Consider the following 18,174-nt stretch of genomic DNA (forward strand, 5'->3'; position numbering starts at 1 on the left):
AGGTCGAGAGACTTCACGAACTCGCAATGAAAGGTTTCCTCGGGCATCGACCCACTGTTCATACGGGATCGGACATTCCATTCCGGTATGCGGAAACCGCAGCCTTGCCCGTTTTGGGCGTTTAAAAACTTTCCCGTGTGACTTTGGCCGTGTCAGCCGGTCCAGACGATCGACTGCATCTCGCTGTAGGCATGCAGCGCGTACGACCCCACGTCCCGCCCCACCCCCGAGCGCTTGAAGCCGCCGAACGGCGCCTCCATGTTGCGCCCGATGGTGTTCACGCCCACCCCGCCGGCCCGCAGCCGCCGCGCCACCCGGAAGGCGCGCGCCGCGTCCCCGGACCAGACGTAGCTGAGCAGGCCGAAGTCGCTGTCATTGGCCAGCGCCACCGCCTCCTCGTCGTCTCCGGCGGCTCCGTCGAAGGGGACCACCACGACGACCGGGCCGAAGATCTCCTCCCGGACCACCCGCATGTCGTTCGTGCAGTCGACAAGGAGCGTGGGGGCCACGTAGAAGCCCTTCCCCTCCGTACCGACCACCGGGCGCTCGCCGCCGAAGGCGATCCGCGCGCCCTCCTTCTTCCCCAGCTCGACGTACGACTCCACGCGGTCCCGGTGCGCCGCCGAGATGACGGGGCCCACCACCGTGCCGCGCACCGTCGGGTCGCCGACCTTCATGAAGGCCAGGTAGCCCGTCAGCTTCTCCACCAGCTGCTCGTACACCGAGCGGTGCACGATCACCCGGGTCGGAGCCGTGCAGATCTGCCCGGAGTAGAAGGAGAAGGTGGTGCCGATCCCCATCACCGCCGCGTCCAGGTCGGCGTCCGCGAGGACGATCGCCGCACCCTTGCCGCCGAGCTCCATCAGCTGCCGCTTCATCGTCCGGCCGCAGACCTCGGCGATGCGCTGCCCGACGCCCGTGGAGCCGGTGAAGGACACCATGTCCACGTCGGGTGAGTCCACGGCCGCCTCGCCGACCTCCACCGAGGTGCCGGAGACCACGTTGACCACGCCTGCCGGGACCCCGGCCTCGTGCAGGGCCTCGGCCATCCTGAACACCGACAGCGGGTCCTGCGGGGCCGGCTTGACCACCACCGTGTTGCCCATGGCCAGCGCCGGGGCCACCTTGCCCGCCGGATTCGCCCACGGGTTGTTGTACGAGGTGATGCAGGTGACGACCCCGACCGGCTGGCGGATCTCCAGGGCGCCCAGCACGCTCGCCGCGCCCATCGGGCCCGCGTCGGTGACCTGGGGCGGCAGCCCGCGCTCGACCGGCTCCAGCGCGCCCTTCGCGTACCGCCGGAAGCGGGTCACCCCGACACCGACCTGCATGCCGCGGGCGATCCCCGTCGTGGCGCCCGTCTCGGCCTGGGCGAGCGCCGCCCACGGCTCGTACTCGCGCTGGATGATGTCCGCGGCCCGGTCCAGGATCGCGGCCCGCTCCTCCGGCTTCGTACGGGACCAGCTCTCGAAGGCCTGGGCCGCGGCGCGCGCCGCGTCCTCGACCTGGCCGCGCGTGGCCTCGGGGGCCAGGCCGACCACGGACTCGTCGGCCGGGTTGACCACCTCGTAGTGCCCGCCGGCCGGCTCGACCCACTCGCCGCCGATGTAGAGCTTCTGCGGATCGTCCTGAGTGGTCACCTGGTGCTCACCGTCCTCGTGTCCCGGCCCGAACGGAGCACGATCCCGGGGATCGCCCCCGTGATCTCGTCGTCGCGGATGGTCTCCACGCCGTTGACGCGTACGGACACCATGCCGATCGCCCGCGCGTCCAGCCTCGGGCTGTCCCCGGGCAGGTCGTGCACGAGCGTCGCCGGCCCGGCCTCGATCCGCTCCGGGTCGAAGAGCACCAGGTCCGCGTGGTACCCCTCGGTGATCCGGCCGCGCTCGCGCAGCCCGAACAGCTGGGCCGGGTCGTCCGTGAGCATCCGTACCGCCTGCTCCAGCGGCACCAGCTTGCGGCCGCGCAGGCAGTCGCCGAGGAAGCGGGTCGTGTACGGGGCCCCGCACATGCGGTCCAGGTGCGCGCCCGCGTCGGAGCCGCCGAGCATGACGTCCTCGTGCTGCCAGGTTTCGGCGCGCAGCTCCCAGCTGGCCGGGTCGTTGTCGGTGGGCATGGGCCAGAGCACCGTGCGCAGGTCGTCGTTGGCGCAGATCTCGACCAGGCAGTGGAAGGCGTCCTGGCCGCGCTCGGCTGCGATGTCGTTGACCACGCGGCCCGAGAGGCCCTCGTTCGCCTCGCTGTAGGTGTCGCCGATGACGTAGCGCCCGAAGTTGGCGAGGCGCCGGAAGACCCCGGCCTCCTTGCTGTCGGCGCGGCGCAGCATCTCGGCCCGTACGTCGGCGTCGCGCAGTTTCGCGATCCGCTCCGGGACGGGCAGTCCGAGGACGTCGCCCCAGCCGGGGATGAGGTTGAGCGCGCAGAACGTGCCCAGCGACATGTTCATGGGGGTCAGGATCGGCATGGTCAGCGCGACGATGCGGCCGCCGGCCTTGCGGGCGCGCTCGCTCGGGACGAGCTGGCGCGGCACGCGCTCGGGGACGGAGGCGTCGATGGTGAGCACGTTCCAGTTCAGGGGGCGGCCGGCGGCCGCGCTCATCTCGACGAAGAGGTCGATCTCCTCGTCCGCGAACTGGTCGAGGCAGCCCGCGACGATGGCTTCGAGCTGGGTGCCCTCGTGTTCGGAGACCGCCTTGGAGAGGGCGAGGAGCTCGGCGGGCTCGGCGTGCCGGGAGGCCACGGGGGCTCCGGCGCCGTCGGAGTGGGTGGAGGACTGGGTGGTCGACAGGCCCCAGGCGCCGGCGTTCATGGCGTCGTGGAAGAGGTCGAGCATCTGCTGCATCTGCTCTTCGCTGGGTTGGCCGCCGACGGCGTCCTCGCCCATCACGTGCCGGCGCAGGGCGCAGTGGCCGACCATGAAGCCGGCGTTGACGGCGATGCGGCCGTCGAGCGCGTCGAGGTACTCGCCGAAGGTGGACCAGGTCCAGTCGACGCCTTCCTCCAGCGCCTTGAGGGCCATGCCCTCGACCTTGCTCATCATCCGGCGGGTGTAGTCGGCGTCCTCGGGGCGGGCCGGGTTGAGGGGGGCCAGGGTGAATCCGCAGTTGCCGCCCGCGACGGTGGTCACGCCGTGGTTCATGGAGGGGGTCGCGTACGGGTCCCAGAACAGCTGGGCGTCGTAGTGCGTGTGGGGGTCGATGAAGCCGGGGGTGAGTACGAGGCCGGTGGCGTCCTCGCTGCTCATGGCCTCTTCGGTGACGGTTCCCGGCGGGGCTATGACGGCTATCCGGCCGTCGCGTATCCCCACGTCGGCCACGCGGGCCGCGGCTCCTGTCCCGTCCACGACGGTGGCGCCCTTGATCAGGTGGTCGAGCATGACGTCCCTTCTGCCGGTGGTTCGAGTTGCGCGCCGCGTCCTGGGGCGTCACCCCAGACCCCGCGCCTCAATCGCCGGCGGGGCTGGACTTGGCCGGCGTCAGCCCGCGCGTAAACGCCGGTGGGCTGGAAATTCCAGCCCCGCCGGCGTTTGAGGCGCGGGGGTGCGGGGGCGGAGCCCCCGCATGCCCGGGCCGGAGCCCGCCGGGCTGGCCGCAGCCACGGCGTGACTCCGGCCGGGGCCGGTGCGGGGCGGCGGTCCGGGAAGACGCCGCCCCCGTTCCTCAGGAGCCCGACGCCTCACGGAAACGCGTGGTGCGGTGCACCGGGTCGGTGTCGATGTGCGGGATCACGTGCTCACCGATGAGCTTGATGGTGGTCATCGTGTCCTCGTAGCTGACCCCGGTCGGCAGGCCGAAGGAGAGCTGGTCGGCGCCGGCCTCCTCCCACCGCTTGCACTGGGCGCGGACTTCGGAGGGGTCGCCGCAGATGAGCAGCTCTTCCTCGATCAGGAGCTCAACGATCTCCGCGTTGTACTCGGGGAGGATCTCGGGCCACTCGGGGATGATCTCGGGCCGCGGGAAGGTGTCGTGGTAGCGGAAGACCAGCGACTGGAAGCGGTTCATGTTGGCGTTGACGGCGATCTCGACGGCCTTGTCGTGGGTCTCGGCGCAGATCGCGGTCGAGGTGACCATGACGTTGTCGTTGACGAAGGCGCCGATGGCCTTCGCCTCCTGGATCGCGGTCTTGTACTGGTCCAGCACCCAGGCCATGTCGGAGACCTTCTGGACGCTGAAGCCGAGGACGCCCAGGCCCTTCTTGGCCGCCATGGCGTACGAGGCCGGGGAGCCGGCGGCGTACCACATGGCCGGGTGGGCCTTGCCGTACGGCTTGGGGAAGATCTTCCGCGGCGGAAGCGACCAGTGCTTGCCCTGGAACCCCTCGTACTCCTCCTGGAGGAACATCTTGGGGAACTCGGCGATGGTCTCTTCCCAGATCTCCTTGGTGCCGTTCATGTCCTCGATGCCGGGAAGGAAGCCGAGGATCTCGTGGCTGCCGGCTCCGCGGCCGGTGCCGAACTCGAAGCGCCCCTTGGAGAGGTGGTCGAGCATGGCGACCTTCTCGGCCACCTTGACCGGGTGGTTGACCGGGGCGAGGGGGTTGAAGATGCCGGAGCCGAGGTGGATGCGCTCGGTGGCGTGAGCGAGGTACCCGAGGAACACCTCGTTCGCCGAAAGGTGCGAGTACTCCTCCAGGAAGTGGTGCTCGGAGGCCCAGGCGTACTTGAAGTTGGACTTGTCCGCCTGAATGACGTACTCGGTCTCCTCGATCAGCGCCTTGTGCTCTGCCTCGGGGTCGACCTTGGACCGCGCCTCAGGCACGTATCCCTGCACAAAGAGCCCGAATTCCAAGGGGGTTCACCGTCCTTCTGTTTCTGACGTTGCGTCAGATTCGATGTCACGACTGTTCCATCGCGGGGGCGGGAGCGTCAATACCTGACGCTCCATCAGATACGGCGGAGTCGGGCTAGAGGATGCTGACGCCGGCCATCCAGCCGCCGTCGATCACGAAGGGCTGACCCGTGATGTACGAGGAGTCCTCGCTGGTCAGGAACAGCGCCAGCTTCGCGATCTCCTCCGGCTGCCCCACCCGGCCCATCGGCACGACGCGCTGGTAGAGCTCCGCCATGGCGTCGCGCGCCTCCTGGGGCAGTTCCGCCGGATTCGTGTTCCCGGGGGTCGCCATCGCGGTGTCCACGGCCCCCGGGCACATCGCGTTGACCCGGATGTTCTTCGCGGCCAGCTCCAGCGCGGCCACCCGGGTCAGGCCCAGGATCGCCGCCTTGGTCGCCGCGTACGTGCCCACGTACGCCATGCCCGTCAGGCCCGTGTACGAGGAGGTGTTGACGATGGTGCCGCCGCCGGCCGCCTCGATCTCGGGGGCCACCGACTTGATGCCGAGGAAGGCGCCGACCTGGTTGACCTGGATCACCTGCTGGAACTCCTCCAGCGGGGTCGCGGTCAGCTCGTTGAAGCGCAGGATCCCCGCGTTGTTGACCAGACCGTTGACGGGACCGAAGGCCTCCTTCGCCGCCGCTACGGCGGCCGCCCAGTCCTCCTCCCGGCTCACGTCCATCCGAACGTACCGGGCCCGGTCCTCGCCGATGTCCTTGGCGACCGCCGCCCCCTGCTCGTCCAGCACGTCACCCAGGAGCACCTTGGCGCCCTCGGTCGCGAAGAGCCGGGCCTCCTGTTCGCCCTGGCCGCGCGCCGCACCGGTGATGATGACGACGCGCCCGTCCAGCTTGCCCATACCCGTAGCTCCTAGTCGTTGAGGAGGGGTCCCACTTCGGACCCGAAAGCGGTGATCTGGTCGATGAGTTCGGCCCGGTCGCGGTTGCGGAAGCGCACCTGGATCTGGTCGATGCCGAGCGCCTTGTACTCGCGCAGCGACTCGGCGAGCGCCTCCGCCTTGCCGGTCAGGGTCCGGCGGCCGGTGTCCCAGCCGGGCTCGCCGACGTAGAGCGCCTCGGTGATCGCGCCGAACTCGATGGGGTCGGTGACCCCGGCCTCGGCGCGCAGCTCCTTGATGCGGGCGATCTGCGCCGGGAGCCTGTCCCGGGGGTCCCCCTGCGGGAGCCAGCCGTCGCCCCGCCGGGCCGCCCGGCGGACGGCGGCCGGCGAGGAGCCGCCGACCCAGACGGGGATCCGGGCCTGGGTGGGCCGGGGCAGCTGACCGAGGTCCTTGAAGGAGAACAACTCGCCCTCGAACTCCGGGTACTCCTCCGGCCCGAGGGCCGCGCGCAGGGCGTCGAGGGTCTCGTCGAGGACGGCCCCGCGGCGCGCGAAGTCCACGCCGAGGACCTCGAACTCCTCCTGCACGTGACCGGCCCCGACGCCAAGGATCAGCCGGCCGCCGGAGAGGTGGTCGACGGTGGCGTACTGCTTGGCGCTGAGCAGCGGGTGGCGCAGGCCGAGGATCGCGACGTGGCTCAGCAGCCGGACGTTCTCGGTGATCCCGGCCAGGAAGGAGAGGGTGGCCACCGGGTCGTACCAGATGGTGCTCATCGGGCCGGCCATCCGCCGCGGGATCGCGACGTGGTCGCAGGTGGCGACGTAGCCGAAACCGGCCCGGTCGGCCGCCCGCGCGACGGCCGCGAGATCGGCCGCCCCGGCGGTCGCCTCCCAGGGCTCGGCGTAGATGGTGCTCTGCGACTGGATAGGGAGCTGCATCCCGTAGACCAGTCGTCCCTCCGGAAACACGCGCGCCATGGGCCGTACCCGCCTCGTCCTCGTCTGCCGATTCGTCATACCGGTGCCGGGGGCCATCGTCGTAGCTGACGGGTCGTCAGGCAAGGGGTGGGCGCGGTTCACCCGGCCGAGTGTTGCGGGGGGGCTACCGAGGGCAGGGCCCGCGACGGTCGGAGCCGTTCTGGTTCCCGTCACCGAGAGGGGGGCCGGAAAGACGTGCGACCCCGCGCCCAGGGCGCGGGGTCGCAACGGTCGGGGCCGCAGCCCCGGGGGAGGGTCAGAAGACGTAAACGCCGGCGGACGTGTCCCAGCCCATGTTGGCCTCCGGGGCGCGCAGGCCGCCGGTTCCGGTGCCCGGGTACACGAAGGCCTGGAAGCCGATGGGCCGCATCAGGTCGACGATGCCGTCGCTGTTGGCGTCGCCGGTGGCCACGATCTGGGAGTCCGACGGCCAGGCGTAGGGCAGCAGCTTGCGGTCGCCGAAGCTGCCCGAGCCGTTGCCCGGGTAGAGCCACAGCTGCCGCGAGTCGTCCCGGGCCAGCAGGTCGGCCCGGCCGTCGCCGTTCAGGTCACCGGGCGAGACGAGCTGGGTCATGCTGTTCCAGCCGCCGCCCAGGTTCAACCGGTTGCCGAAGGCGCCGTTGGCGAGACCCGGGTACATCCACAGCGTGCCGCCCGTGTCGCGGGCCAGCAGATCGCCGCGCCCGTCGCCCGTCAGGTCACCGGCCGCGCTGATCTCGCGCATGGTGTTCCAGCCGCCGCCCAGACCCAGCCGATTGCCGAAGCCGCCGGTGCCGAGACCCGGGTAGAACCACAGCTGGCCGGCCGTGTCGCGGGCGTAGAGGTCCTCCTTGCCGTCCCCGTTGTAGTCGCCGTGGCGCACCAGCTGGGTCATGGCGTCCCAGCCGCCGCCGAGCAGCCTGCCCGGCGCATGCCCCTGGGCGTCCCTGATCCCGGGCAGGAACCACAGGCGGCCGTCCTCGGCACGCTCGAGGAGGTCGGCGATCCGGTCGTTGTTGAGGTCGGCGAAGTCCGCGACGGCCGGGACCGGCGCGGGCCGCGGCCGTTCGGGCCACGCCACCCATTCCATGTACGCAATGCCCTGGACGGCCTCCTGGTAGGTGGTGGCGATCCGGATGGAACTGATCGAGTTTTGGTACGTGTCCAGGATGGAGCCCGACAGGTCGATGGCCCCGTTGTGCGGGGTCACCAGGAGGTAGCCGCCGCCGTAGTCCGCGTCCAGGTTCGCGGTCGCGTACAGGCCGCTGTTGTTGACCAGCGACGAGATCTTGTTGTCGAAGGAGCCGAGCCCGGCCTGCGGGGTCGAGTAGGTCCGCATCTCGCCCGTGAAGTTGCCGCCCTCGAAGACGCAGAACGTGTTCGCCGGGCAGCGCTGGGAGTTGTCGACCGCGGCGGCGGTGGGCGCGGCGGTGACCAGGGCGGCCAGCGAGGCGGCCGTGGCGACGGCCGTGGCGAGGGCGCGCCGCAGGGCGCGCGGTCGGGTTCGGGAACCGGGTCGCGTCATGGGGAAGGAGTTCCGTTCTGTACTGAAGTCCGAGGAGTCCGAGGACTGGATGGGTTGGGTGAGAACCGGACGGCCGGGCCCCGGCCCGCAAGGAGCCGGGACCTCGGCACGGGCCGCGGGCTCAGAAGACGAGGTGCGCGTCCGAGGCGCCGCCGATGACCCTCGAATCGCCGAGGTGGCCGTCCTTCGCACCCGTCCCGGGGTACAGGAGCAGGTAGTTGTCCCGGGGCGAGTGCGCCAGGAGGTCGGGGTGACCGTCGCCGTCGTAGTCGCCGACCCCCGCCAGTTCCGCGAGGCCGTTCCAGCCGCCGGTTCCGATCAGGAGGCGGTCGCCGAAGGCGCCGCGGCCGTTGCCCGGGTAGAGCCACAGCCGCCCGGAGGTGTCACGGACCACGAGGTCGGAGAGATGGTCGGAGTTCAGGTCGCCGGCACCCACGAGCTCGTTCATCACGCCCCAGCCGCCGCCGAGGCTCGCACGCTCACCGAAGGACCCCTTGCCGTTGCCCGGGTACATCCACAGCACACCGGCGGTGTCGACGGCGAGCAGGTCCCGCTTGCCGTCACCGGTGAGGTCCCCGGCCGCGGCCAGGTCCCGCATCCCGTTCCAGCCGCCACCGAGGCCGACCCGATCGCCGAGGCCCGAGCCGGTACCCGGGTAGAACCACAGGGCGCCGCCCTTGTCCCGGGCGAACACGTCCTCCTTGCCGTCCCCGTTGTAGTCGCCGTGGCGCACGAGCTGGGTCATCTCGTCCCAGCCGGTGCCGATGCGGTGGGTCTTGGCCCGGTCCTCCCCGATCACGGCCCACAACATGCCGTACCGGTTGCGGCCGAGCACGTCGGTGCGGCCGAGGCCGTCGAAGTCACCGAAGGCGGCCTCGGCGTCCGAGGACGCGGGGCGCGCAGCCGGTTCCTGGCCGGACCACCAGTTCGGGTAGGTGGAGAAGGTGCCGCAGTCCTCCGCGTTCGGCAGGAGTTGGATCGAGCTGACGGCCTTGTCCAGGTCCGGACGCGTGCTCTCGTCGAAGGACACCCTGCCGGTGTAGTAGTGGACGGCGCCGAGCCAGCCGAAGTCGGGATCCGGGCTGACGCAGACCGTGTAGTCGCTGTAGTTGGCGAGCGAGCTGATGCGGTTGTCCCAGGCACCGAGGCTGGGCATGCTGCTCGTGACGACCATCATGTCCCCGGTGCCGACGGGCCCGCTGAACACGCAGACCGAGCCCCAGGCGCAGCGTTCGTACCCGCCCGCCGCCTGGGCGGACGAGGCACCGCCGAGCAGGCCGGCGGTGGTGGCGAGCGCCGTGGCGGCGGCGACGAGCGCGCCGCGAAGGGCGCGCGGAACGGAAAAGTTCAAAGAATCCCCCCGGATGTGTGCGGAACACCCGCGTTCTCAAAGGGCCCGCGGAAGACTGCGCCCCTCTGAAACACGGATTCGAATCAGCGGATCATAGCCCCGGCGAGTTTTGGCTCGCACACCTGTTGTTCCTCGTCCTCTGTGCGAGCGCGGGGCCGGCCGCTAGGGTGCGCGCGTGGATCTCTTTTTGACGCTGGTCAGCGGGTTGGCTTGGACGGTCGTGTACGTCGAGGCGATCCGGGTGGGGTTGCGGGACCGGACGTACGCGATGCCGGTCGCGGCGCTCGCGCTGAACTTCGCGTGGGAAACCACCTACGCCTTCTACGAGTTCCACAACTCCGGAGTCACGGCCCAGGCCGTCGTGAACGTGGTGTGGGCCGTCGCCGACGTCGTCATCGTGTACACGTACCTGCGCTACGGGCGGGCCGAGCTGCCGGGCTTCGTGACCCGGCCGGCGTTCGCCGTCTGGAGCGTGCTCGTGTTCGCGAGCGCCTTCGCCGTGCAGTGGCTCTTCGTCGCCCACTTCGGCACCCACGAGGCGAGCCGCTACTCGGCGTTCCTGCAGAACCTGCTGATGTCCGGGCTGTTCATCGCCCTCTACGCGGGCCGGCGCGGCCGGCGCGGACAGTCCCTGGTCATCGCCGTCGCCAAATGGCTCGGCACGCTCGCGCCGACCTTCCTCTTCGGAGTCCTGGAGGACGCGCCGTTCATCCTCGGCCTGGGCCTGCTGTGCGCCGTCTTCGACCTCGCGTACGTCGCCCTGCTGGCCCGCGACCCGGCGGGCCGGGCGGACGGTGCTGTGGATTCCGGCGCCCTCAGAAGCCCTGCGGGCCCATCACTATGACCGGCTTCGCCGCCGGGTCGAGGGTCTCCAGGACCTTCTTCATCGCTTCCTTCGGGATGCCCACGCAGCCCTGGGAAGGGCCGTCGTGGTCCACGTGGAGCCAGATGTTGCCGCCCTTCGTCTCGCCCTCCGGCTTCGTCGGGTCGAGCGGGGTCACCCCCGTGCGGCGGTTGAAGTCGACGGCGACGACATAGTCGAAGGAACCCCGCAGGGACTCGCCGTTCACTCCGCGGCCCGTCGCCACGAAGGATTCGTCCTGGTCGTACGGGAACTTCGTGCCCGGCGGCTTCGGCAGCAGCCCGCCCGCGTCGGTGAGCGCGAACACTCCCTGCGGGGAGGTCAGGTCCCCGTACGTGCGCTCCGTGGACCAGCCCTTGGCGCCGTTGCGCGCGGGCCAGCTCGCGCTCTTCGCCCAGTCGGCCCCGGCTGAAGCCCGCGTGTACAGGGCAGCCGTGGATTCCGAGGAGTCCTTCGCCTTGCCCGTGACCAGGATGAGCTGGCGGGCGTCGGCGGGGATCTTCGCCCGGGTCTGCTCGCTTATCCCGGTCAGGCCCTGGAGGCCGTCGCGCTCGGCTCCGCGCGCCGCGCGGTCGGTGCCCGACGGGCGGGCGTCGGCGTCGGCGGCGCCGACCCGGGCCGCCGCGGCGTTGGCCGGGGGCTCCTGGGCGATGTACACCCAGCCCGCGCCGAAGCCGAGCAGGCCCAGCGCGGCCACCGCCGCGAGGGGGCGCGTCGAACGCGGTGCGCGGGCGTCGCCGGAGGTGGCGCGGGAGCCCCGGGGGGCGCGTCGCGTGCCGGTGGGGCGGGACCGTCCGGCGATGCGGGACGGACGCTCCTGGCGGTCCGGGCGGTCCTGGCCGTCCTGTCGGGGCGAATGGGAGCGGGCTCGGGCGTGCTTGCTCATTGTCCCGACCGTACACAGCCGATCTTCACTTTGATCAGCTGGTCCGCCTCCCTGGCGTTTCCCCGACCCGCAGCACCTCGGGAAAACGGACCCGGACCGTCAGCCCGCCGCCCGGCCCGGGATTGGCCTCGGCGGCCAGCTCCGCACCGTGCGCCCGCGCGATGGAGGCGACGATCGAAAGCCCCAACCCGGCGCCCTCACCTGCGGTGTGGAGCCTTTCGCCCCGCCGCCGGAACGGCTCCAGCAGCTGCGGAACCTCCGTCGGCTCGATCACCGGGCCGGTGTTGGAGACCGTCAGCACCCGGTCGGCGGAGGTCGCCACGAACAGGCTGCCGCCCGCGCGGTTGTGACGTACTGCATTGGCGAGCAGGTTCCGCACCAGGTGGCCGAGCAGGGTCCGGTCGCCGGTGACGGTCACCGGCGCGAGCTCCCGTACGACGGTCAGGGCGGGGGCGGAGGCGGGACCGTCCTCCCCGTGGACGGACTCCCCTCCCACGGACTCCCCGCTGGCGGACTCTTCGGCCGCGGACGCCTCGGCCCCCGCCAGGTCCGCCAGGTCCACCGGCTCCGCCGACTCCAGGCCCTCTTCGGAGACGGCCAGCAGCAGCAGGGACTCGATGAGGTGCTCGCTGGACTCCGCGACGCCGATGAGCTTGTCCCGGATCCGGGCCACCTTCTCCGGCGGTGGGTCCCCGGCCAGCCCGATCTCGGCGGCGGCGCGCTGGACGGCGAGCGGGGTGCGCAGCTCGTGGGCTGCATTGGCGGCGAACCGGCGCTGCGCCCCGACCAGGCCCTCCATCCGGTCGAGCATCCCGTCGAAGGTGTCGGCGAGGCGCTTGAGTTCGCCGGGCGGGGCCTTGAGGTCGATCCGCTCGTGGAGGTTGGCGCCGGAGAGACGGCGGGCGGTCTCGGTGATCACGCCGACGGGGCGCAGCACGCGGCCCGCCATCCACCAGGCCAGCCACATGGACAGGACGGCGAAGATGGCGAGGGCGACCAGGGAGACGGTGAGCAGCTCGTGGTAAGTGGCCTCCTGGACGGCGGCGGAGAGCTGCTTGGTGGCCTGCCACTTGGCGATCTGGTCGCGGGTCGCGGCGCCGCGCTCGACGGCGGCCGGCAGGGCGGGGACGGCCAACCTCTCGCCCTCGGCCCCGGTGACACCTGTGTCGAGGACAGTGGTCGCGACGGCGCCGTTGATGCGGGGGTAGAGGCCCCTGCGGAGGAGGATGTTGATGACGGTGATGAGGCCGCCGCCTGCCAGGAGGAGCAGCGAGCCGTAGACGACGGTGAGACGGGCGCGCTCGGAGTGGAGCACTGCTCTCATCGCGGACCACCGCTCCCGCTTCCGCTTCCGCTCCCACTCCGGCCGATCCGGTACCCGGCCCCCGGCACCGTCTCGATCAGCGCCGGCTCGCCCAGCTTGGCGCGCAACTTGCTGAGGGTCACCCGCACCGCGTTGGTGCTGTAGGAGGTGTCCTCCTCCCACACCTGCTCGATCAGGTCGTCGCTGCTCAGCACCGCGCCCTCGGCCCGCAGCAGCGCCTCCAGCACCGCGAACTCCTTGCGCGAGAGCGCGAGCCGCCGCCCGTCGCGGGTCGCGCTGCGCCGCGCGGTGTCCACGGCCACCCCGGCCCCCTCCAGGACGGGCGGCAGGGCCGGCTGGGCGCGCCGCCCCAGCGCCAGGACACGGGCGAGGAGCTCGTCGTAGGCGAAGGGTTTGGTGAGGTAGTCGTCGGCGCCGAGGCCCAGGCCCTCCACCCGTTCCCGTACGGACCCGGACGCCGTCAGCATCAGGACGCGGGTCAGGAGCCGCTCGCGCACCACCTGGCGGCAGACCTCGTCCCCGTGCAGGCCCGGCAGGTCACGGTCGATGACGAGGACGTCGTAGGCCCCCAGGCGCAGGCGCTGCAAGGCCTCCAGGCCGTCGCTCGCCTCGTCGACGGCCAGCGCGTCGCGGCGCAGCCCCTCGGCGATCATCTCCCGGAGGAACTCCTCGTCCTCCACCACCAGAACTCGCATGCCCTCCTCTTTACCGGAAGGGGACATTTCCTCGTCGTAAGCGCGGGGGCTTAGAGAGGCGAAATCCCCTTCTCCCTCAACCTCTGTCGCATGAAGCGAACCACGACTATGACCACGGCCGCGCTCCTCACGGGCCTGACCCTCTTCGTCACCGCGTGCACGGACGGTGCCGGCGGCTCGGACGGAAAGAAGGACGAGAAGAAGGACTCCTCGAACTCGGCGGGCAACAACGGCGGCGGCAGTGGTGCGGACGCAGACAACGCCCTCAAGATGCGTAAATGCCTGCGCGACAACGGCGTCGACGCCCCCGACCCGAAGCCCGGCGAGGACCCTCGCGGCATGACCCTGGGCGACGGCGCGGACCAGGAGGTGCTGAAGAAGGCCATGGAAAAGTGCGGGATGAAGGGGCCGGGCTCCGGCGGCGGGATCTCGCAGGCGGCCAAGGACGCGATCCTGAAGTCGGCGAAGTGCATGCGTGAGCACGGCTTCGACGTCCCGGACCCGGACGTCAACGGGCCCATGCGGGGCGCGACGTCGATACCCAAGGGCGTCGACAAGGACGCCTTCGAGAAGCAGCTGAACAAGTGCAGCGCTGACCAGTGAACAAGCGTGGGAAATGGCTCCTGAGCTCGCTGGCCGCCGTCCTCGCCGTCACCGGCAGCGGGTACGTGGTCGTTGCGCAGGCCGGGACGGACGGCAAGGACACCGGGAAGCAGCACGCGGGCGGTCTGCCGGACGCGACGGCGCCGGTCACGCGCGGTGACCTGAGCTCCGGGCTCAAGGTGGAGGGGACACTCGGGTACGCGCAGGAACACAAGCTCAATGCAGCGGGCACGGGCACGGCGGGGACGGGCGCGGGCTCCGGATCCGGCTCCGCGACCCTGACCTGGGTCGCCCCCTCGGGCTCCGCCGTCGAGCGCGACGGCAAGCTCTACGAGATCAACGGCAAGCCGGTGCACCTCATGTACGGCACCACCCCCATGTACCGGACCCTGAAGACCGGGGACAAGGGCGAGGACGTCAAGCAGCTCAAGCGCAACCTCCAGGCCCTCGGCTTCGGCGTCGGCCTGGACCCCTCCGACGGCAACTTCACCGAAGGCACCGCCACCGGGGTCAAGCGCTGGCAGAAGTCCCACAAGATGAAGGAAACCGGCGAGATCGGCAAGGAGGACATCGCCTTCGCCTCCGGACCGCAGCGGGTGCAGAAGAACGACATGGCGGTCGGCGACGAGGCGGCCGCGGGCAAGCCCGTACTGACGCTGACCGGCACCGAGCGCACGGTCCGCTTCCAGCTTGACGTGGCCAAGGCGGGCACCGTCAAGACCGGTGACCCGGTGACCGTGAGCCTGCCGGGCGGCGCCACCGCCAACGGCAAGATCGAATCGGTGGGCAGTACCGCCACCACCGACGACCCGACCGCGGGCGGTGGCGGTGGCGGTGGCGGTGGCGACGGCAAGAAGCCGAAGGTGGAGGTCGAGGTCACCCTCGACAACGCCACCGCCGCCAAGGGCCCCGACCAGTCCCCGGTCTCGGTGAACCTGACGGGCGAGACCCGCAAGGGCGTGCTCTCCGTACCGGTCAACGCGCTCCTCGCGCTGGCCGGCGGCGGATTCGGCGTACAGGTCGTCGAGGACGGCAAGGTGCGCGAGGTCAAGGTCGAGCTGGGCATGTTCGGCAACGGCCGGGTCGAGGTGAAGGGGGATGCCCTCAAGGAGGGCATGCACGTGGGAGTCCCCAAGTCATGAGCGACACCGAGCAGTTCCCGGCAGTGCCGGAACCCCCCGAGCCCCGCGAAGCCCGGTACGCCCGCGCGGTGGTCGAACTGACCGGCGTCACCAAGGAGTACCCCGGCGGGGTCGCGGCCCTGCGCGGCGTGGACCTCACCGTCATGAACGGCGAACTCCTCGCCATCGTCGGCCCGTCGGGATCGGGAAAGTCCACCCTGCTGCACATCGTCGGGACGCTGGACCGCCCCACCGCCGGCCGCGTGGCCATCGCCGGGTACGAGATCGCAAGCCTTTCCGACCGCGCCCTGTCGGCCCTGCGCTCCCGCCACGTCGGCTTCGTCTTCCAGTCCTTCCACCTGGTACCGGGCATCAGCGCCCGGGCCAACGTCGCCGAGGGCCTGCTCTACTCCGGCCTCTCCCGCGCCGAGCGCGGCCGCCGGGCGGAGCGGGCGCTGGAACGGGTCGGTCTCGGCGACCGCATGGACCACCGGCCGCACGAACTGTCCGGAGGACAGAAGCAGCGCGTGGCGATCGCCCGCGCGGTCGCGGGCGAACCGGACCTGCTGCTCGCCGACGAACCGACGGGCGCGCTGGACACGGCGTCCGGCGAATCGGTGATGGAACTGCTGCACGAGCTCAACCAGGACGGGGCCACCATCGCCGTGATCACCCACGACATCGAGATCGCGGCCGGCCTGCCCCGCCAGGTCCGCATCCGCGACGGCGAGATCGTGGCGGACGTGTGGAACACGGCGGGAGCCGCCTGATGGGCACCCGCACGCGTACGAAGCTGCGCGCCCTCAAGCTGGTCCCGCCCCGGCTCACCCCCCGCGACGTGTTCCACGTCGGCTCGGCCGGGCTGCGCTCGCGCCCCATGCGGGTGTTCCTGTCGGCGCTCGGGATCGCGATCGGCATCGCGACGATGATCGCGGTGGTCGGGATCTCCTCGTCCAGCCAGGCCAAGCTGCTCCAGGAACTGGACAAGCTCGGCACGAACATGATGGTCGCGACGCCCGGCCAGAGCATGTTCTCGGGACAGGACACCAAGCTGCCGAAGGACGCCCCCGGCATGATCGCCCGGATCGACGGGGTGGAATCGGTCGGCGTGACGGGAGACGTCAAGGAGTCGGTCCGCCGCTCCGAGAACATCCCCAAGGCGGAAACCGGCGGCATCGCCCTCAAGGCGGCCCAGGGCGACCTGCTGAAGACCCTGCGCGCACAGATGCGCAGCGGCGGCTGGCTCAACGACGCGACGGGCCGCTACCCGTCCGTGGTGCTCGGGCACGTCTCCGCCGAGCGCCTCGGCATCACGGAGCCGGGCGGACAGGTCTTCATAGGCGGCCAGTACTTCACGGTCATCGGCATCCTGGACCCCATCCCGCTGGCCCCGGAGATCGAGCGCTCGGCGCTGATCGGATGGGAGGCCGCGCAGAGCCTCCTGGGCTTCGACGGCCACCCGACGTCCGTCTACGAGCGTTCGGCCGACGACCGCGTGAAGGCGGTACGCGACCTCATCGCCCAGACGGCCAACCCCCAGAACCCGAGCGCGGTCTCGGTGACGGACCCGTCGGCGGCTCTGCAGGCCAAGGCGGCCACCGAGGGCGCCTTCAGCACCCTCCTGCTCGGCCTGGGCGGCATCGCGCTGCTGGTCGGCGGGGTCGGAGTGGCCAACACGATGATCATCTCGGTCCTGGAACGCCGCCACGAGATCGGCCTGCGCCGCTCCCTCGGCGCGACCAAGGGACAGATCCGCATCCAGTTCGTCACGGAGTCCCTCCTCCTGTCCGGCCTCGGCGGCCTGGCCGGAATCGTCCTCGGCGGCGCAGCCACGGCGGTCTACGCCCAGGCCGGCGACCTCCCCTGGGTGGTCCCCGTCTGGGCCGTCACAGGCGGCTTCGCCGCCACCCTGGCCATCGGCACGGTGGCAGGCCTCTACCCGGCGGTGCGCGCGGCGAGGCTGTCGCCGACGCTGGCGCTGCAGGCGGGGTAGGGGGCGGGGGTGTGGGGGTGTGGGGTTGGCTTGGGCTGCGGGTGGTTCGGTGGCTTCGGCAGTCCCTGGGGGCGTCCCTCCAGTCCAGTGTCGTTCCGGGCCGGGCCGGTCCCTCAAGGGCGCTCCCTTCGGTCGCGTCGCTACGCGATGGCCTGCGGCCACCCTTGACCGACCGTCCCGTCCCGGAATGCCACAAGACTTCCGGGATCCCCCCGGGGGATGGCCGGGGGGTGTGAGGGGGAGGGACGGCCGTGGTCAGGGAGGTGCGGGGGCGGTCCCGCCGGTCAGCCGACGCCCGGACGGCCGGGAGGGGCCGCCTGGACAGGGTTGGGGGCGCCGGGGAGTTCGGGACATCCACCCGACACCGATCGAGGACCCTTCCCGAGGCCGTCGCCCGCCAACCCGCACGTGAGGACGATCAGATGACCCTCCCATGCCCTGAGGCGCGACAGATCGCTACGCACTGCCACTCGGCATAGCGACTGCGGGACGTCTGGGGTCTCACGGGTGTGGGTCGGGCCGCTGTGGGTGACCATGGGTCTTGATACCGACCACCGGAGAGGACAGGACAGTTGACGTCCATATGGCCTTCGATCGTTGCCGTGCTCGGCACGCTCGCCGGCGCCCTGACCGCCAGACTCCTGCAGCACCGGATGGCGCGGACCACACGTGTTGAGGAGCGCGCCGACCGTCACCGTGAGGACCAGCTCGGCGCCGTCACCGCCTTCGCGGCTGCCCTGGACGCGCACCGCTCGGCGATGTTCCACCGGGAGCGTCTGGCTTTGACCGAGGCAGGTGCCGAGCATCAGTTGGAGGCCCAGACGAGGTCCCACGACACTCGGGCGGCGATCACTGCTCCCCACGTCCGTCTTCGGGTCCTGGTCCCCGGACTGACCGGGCCTGCCCAACTGGCCGCCGATGCCACATACGCGCTGCGCAAGGCCACCGACCGCGCGGAGTTGGACGCCCGGCGCCACGAGGCCAAGGAAGCATCCGTGGCCTTCGTCACCGCAGCCGCCACACTGCTGAGCCCCACCGACAACCGCTGACCTGAGAAGTCCCGTCCCCCCGCCCCTGCTCTCCGAGCAGCAGGCCCTCGTGAGCCCCCCATATCGTGTCCCTCGACACACGGAAGGCCACCGATTGTCCCCACGGACGGTCCGATCGTCGTCCCCCACGGACATCTGG

The 18,174-nt window shown here is 71.1% G+C and carries 16 protein-coding genes; 6 read left to right on the forward strand and 10 right to left on the reverse strand.

Features of this window, described 5'->3' with window-relative positions:
- Nucleotides 1–152 precede the first annotated feature (152 nt).
- From AC3IYJ_RS17245 to AC3IYJ_RS17275, 7 genes are all read right to left on the reverse strand, one after another.
- Nucleotides 153–1,640 carry an aldehyde dehydrogenase family protein gene (locus AC3IYJ_RS17245; protein WP_489402179.1) on the reverse strand — a complete coding sequence of 496 codons (1,488 nt, stop codon included), beginning with the start codon at nt 1,638–1,640 and terminating at the stop codon, nt 153–155.
- On the reverse strand, nt 1,637–3,376 hold the full coding sequence (locus AC3IYJ_RS17250) for an N-acyl-D-amino-acid deacylase family protein (RefSeq protein ID WP_489402180.1): 1,740 nt from the start codon (nt 3,374–3,376) through the stop codon (nt 1,637–1,639). The genes AC3IYJ_RS17245 and AC3IYJ_RS17250 overlap by 4 nt, the downstream gene beginning before the upstream one ends.
- 283 nt (nt 3,377–3,659) lie before the next feature.
- Nucleotides 3,660–4,787, reverse strand: a complete 1,128-nt coding sequence (locus AC3IYJ_RS17255) for an LLM class flavin-dependent oxidoreductase (RefSeq protein WP_371616405.1) — start codon at nt 4,785–4,787, stop codon at nt 3,660–3,662.
- A gap of 115 nt (nt 4,788–4,902) precedes the next feature.
- Complete coding sequence (locus AC3IYJ_RS17260; RefSeq protein WP_489402181.1) at nt 4,903–5,688, reverse strand: SDR family NAD(P)-dependent oxidoreductase; 786 nt, start codon at nt 5,686–5,688, stop codon at nt 4,903–4,905.
- Nucleotides 5,689–5,699: 11 nt separating this feature from the next.
- Nucleotides 5,700–6,647, reverse strand: a complete 948-nt coding sequence (locus tag AC3IYJ_RS17265) for a TIGR03619 family F420-dependent LLM class oxidoreductase (protein ID WP_489402182.1) — start codon at nt 6,645–6,647, stop codon at nt 5,700–5,702.
- Between the two features lie 256 nt (nt 6,648–6,903).
- The gene (locus AC3IYJ_RS17270; RefSeq protein WP_489402183.1) at nt 6,904–8,151 is read right to left on the reverse strand and encodes an FG-GAP-like repeat-containing protein; all 1,248 of its coding nucleotides are present in this window, start codon (nt 8,149–8,151) and stop codon (nt 6,904–6,906) included.
- A 121-nt stretch (nt 8,152–8,272) separates the two neighbouring features.
- Nucleotides 8,273–9,502 carry an FG-GAP-like repeat-containing protein gene (locus AC3IYJ_RS17275; protein ID WP_489402184.1) on the reverse strand — a complete coding sequence of 410 codons (1,230 nt, stop codon included), beginning with the start codon at nt 9,500–9,502 and terminating at the stop codon, nt 8,273–8,275.
- A 175-nt stretch (nt 9,503–9,677) separates the two neighbouring features.
- On the opposite strand from AC3IYJ_RS17275, the gene AC3IYJ_RS17280 reads away from it, so the two are divergent.
- Nucleotides 9,678–10,346 (forward strand): transmembrane-type terpene cyclase, encoded by a 669-nt coding sequence (locus AC3IYJ_RS17280; RefSeq protein WP_489402185.1) that lies wholly within the window; start codon nt 9,678–9,680, stop codon nt 10,344–10,346.
- Here the strand turns inward: AC3IYJ_RS17280 and AC3IYJ_RS17285 are convergent.
- The 3 genes from AC3IYJ_RS17285 to AC3IYJ_RS17295 are packed head-to-tail and all read right to left on the reverse strand — an operon-like array spanning nt 10,318 to nt 13,269.
- Nucleotides 10,318–11,250, reverse strand: coding sequence for a L,D-transpeptidase family protein (locus AC3IYJ_RS17285; protein ID WP_489402186.1), 933 nt, complete (start codon nt 11,248–11,250; stop codon nt 10,318–10,320). The genes AC3IYJ_RS17280 and AC3IYJ_RS17285 overlap by 29 nt on opposite strands.
- A gap of 34 nt (nt 11,251–11,284) precedes the next feature.
- On the reverse strand, nt 11,285–12,574 hold the full coding sequence (locus AC3IYJ_RS17290) for a sensor histidine kinase (RefSeq protein ID WP_489402187.1): 1,290 nt from the start codon (nt 12,572–12,574) through the stop codon (nt 11,285–11,287).
- Entirely contained in the window at nt 12,571–13,269 is a 699-nt protein-coding gene (locus AC3IYJ_RS17295) for a response regulator transcription factor (RefSeq protein ID WP_489402188.1), read from the reverse strand. The genes AC3IYJ_RS17290 and AC3IYJ_RS17295 overlap by 4 nt, the downstream gene beginning before the upstream one ends.
- Nucleotides 13,270–13,359: 90 nt before the next feature.
- Here AC3IYJ_RS17295 and AC3IYJ_RS17300 point away from each other — a divergent pair, with 90 nt between their 5' ends.
- From AC3IYJ_RS17300 to AC3IYJ_RS17320, 5 genes are all read left to right on the forward strand, one after another.
- Complete coding sequence (locus AC3IYJ_RS17300; RefSeq protein ID WP_489402189.1) at nt 13,360–13,872, forward strand: hypothetical protein; 513 nt, start codon at nt 13,360–13,362, stop codon at nt 13,870–13,872.
- Complete coding sequence (locus AC3IYJ_RS17305) at nt 13,869–15,014, forward strand: peptidoglycan-binding protein (protein ID WP_489402190.1); 1,146 nt, start codon at nt 13,869–13,871, stop codon at nt 15,012–15,014. Before AC3IYJ_RS17300 ends, AC3IYJ_RS17305 begins: the two co-directional genes overlap by 4 nt.
- Nucleotides 15,015–15,082: 68 nt before the next feature.
- Entirely contained in the window at nt 15,083–15,763 is a 681-nt protein-coding gene (locus AC3IYJ_RS17310) for an ABC transporter ATP-binding protein (protein WP_489402842.1), read from the forward strand.
- Complete coding sequence (locus AC3IYJ_RS17315) at nt 15,763–16,986, forward strand: ABC transporter permease (RefSeq protein WP_489402191.1); 1,224 nt, start codon at nt 15,763–15,765, stop codon at nt 16,984–16,986. Before AC3IYJ_RS17310 ends, AC3IYJ_RS17315 begins: the two co-directional genes overlap by 1 nt.
- A 572-nt stretch (nt 16,987–17,558) precedes the next feature.
- Nucleotides 17,559–18,035, forward strand: coding sequence for a protein kilB (locus AC3IYJ_RS17320; protein ID WP_489402192.1), 477 nt, complete (start codon nt 17,559–17,561; stop codon nt 18,033–18,035).
- The last annotated feature ends 139 nt before the right edge of the window (nt 18,036–18,174 follow it).

The organism is Streptomyces sp. GL_140 (assembly GCF_057834465.1).

Excerpts from the sequence above, each read along its gene's own strand:
- AC3IYJ_RS17290 (WP_489402187.1), bottom strand. The coding sequence starts at position 12,574 with ATGAGAGCAGTGCTCCACTCCGAGCGCGCCCGTCTCACCGTCGTCTAC.
- AC3IYJ_RS17300 (WP_489402189.1), top strand. The coding sequence starts at position 13,360 with ATGAAGCGAACCACGACTATGACCACGGCCGCGCTCCTCACGGGCCTG.
- AC3IYJ_RS17285 (WP_489402186.1), bottom strand. The coding sequence starts at position 11,250 with ATGAGCAAGCACGCCCGAGCCCGCTCCCATTCGCCCCGACAGGACGGC.
- AC3IYJ_RS17315 (WP_489402191.1), top strand. The coding sequence starts at position 15,763 with ATGGGCACCCGCACGCGTACGAAGCTGCGCGCCCTCAAGCTGGTCCCG.
- AC3IYJ_RS17250 (WP_489402180.1), bottom strand. The coding sequence starts at position 3,376 with ATGCTCGACCACCTGATCAAGGGCGCCACCGTCGTGGACGGGACAGGA.
- AC3IYJ_RS17295 (WP_489402188.1), bottom strand. The coding sequence starts at position 13,269 with ATGCGAGTTCTGGTGGTGGAGGACGAGGAGTTCCTCCGGGAGATGATC.
- AC3IYJ_RS17270 (WP_489402183.1), bottom strand. The coding sequence starts at position 8,151 with ATGACGCGACCCGGTTCCCGAACCCGACCGCGCGCCCTGCGGCGCGCC.
- AC3IYJ_RS17260 (WP_489402181.1), bottom strand. The coding sequence starts at position 5,688 with ATGGGCAAGCTGGACGGGCGCGTCGTCATCATCACCGGTGCGGCGCGC.
- AC3IYJ_RS17265 (WP_489402182.1), bottom strand. The coding sequence starts at position 6,647 with ATGGCGCGCGTGTTTCCGGAGGGACGACTGGTCTACGGGATGCAGCTC.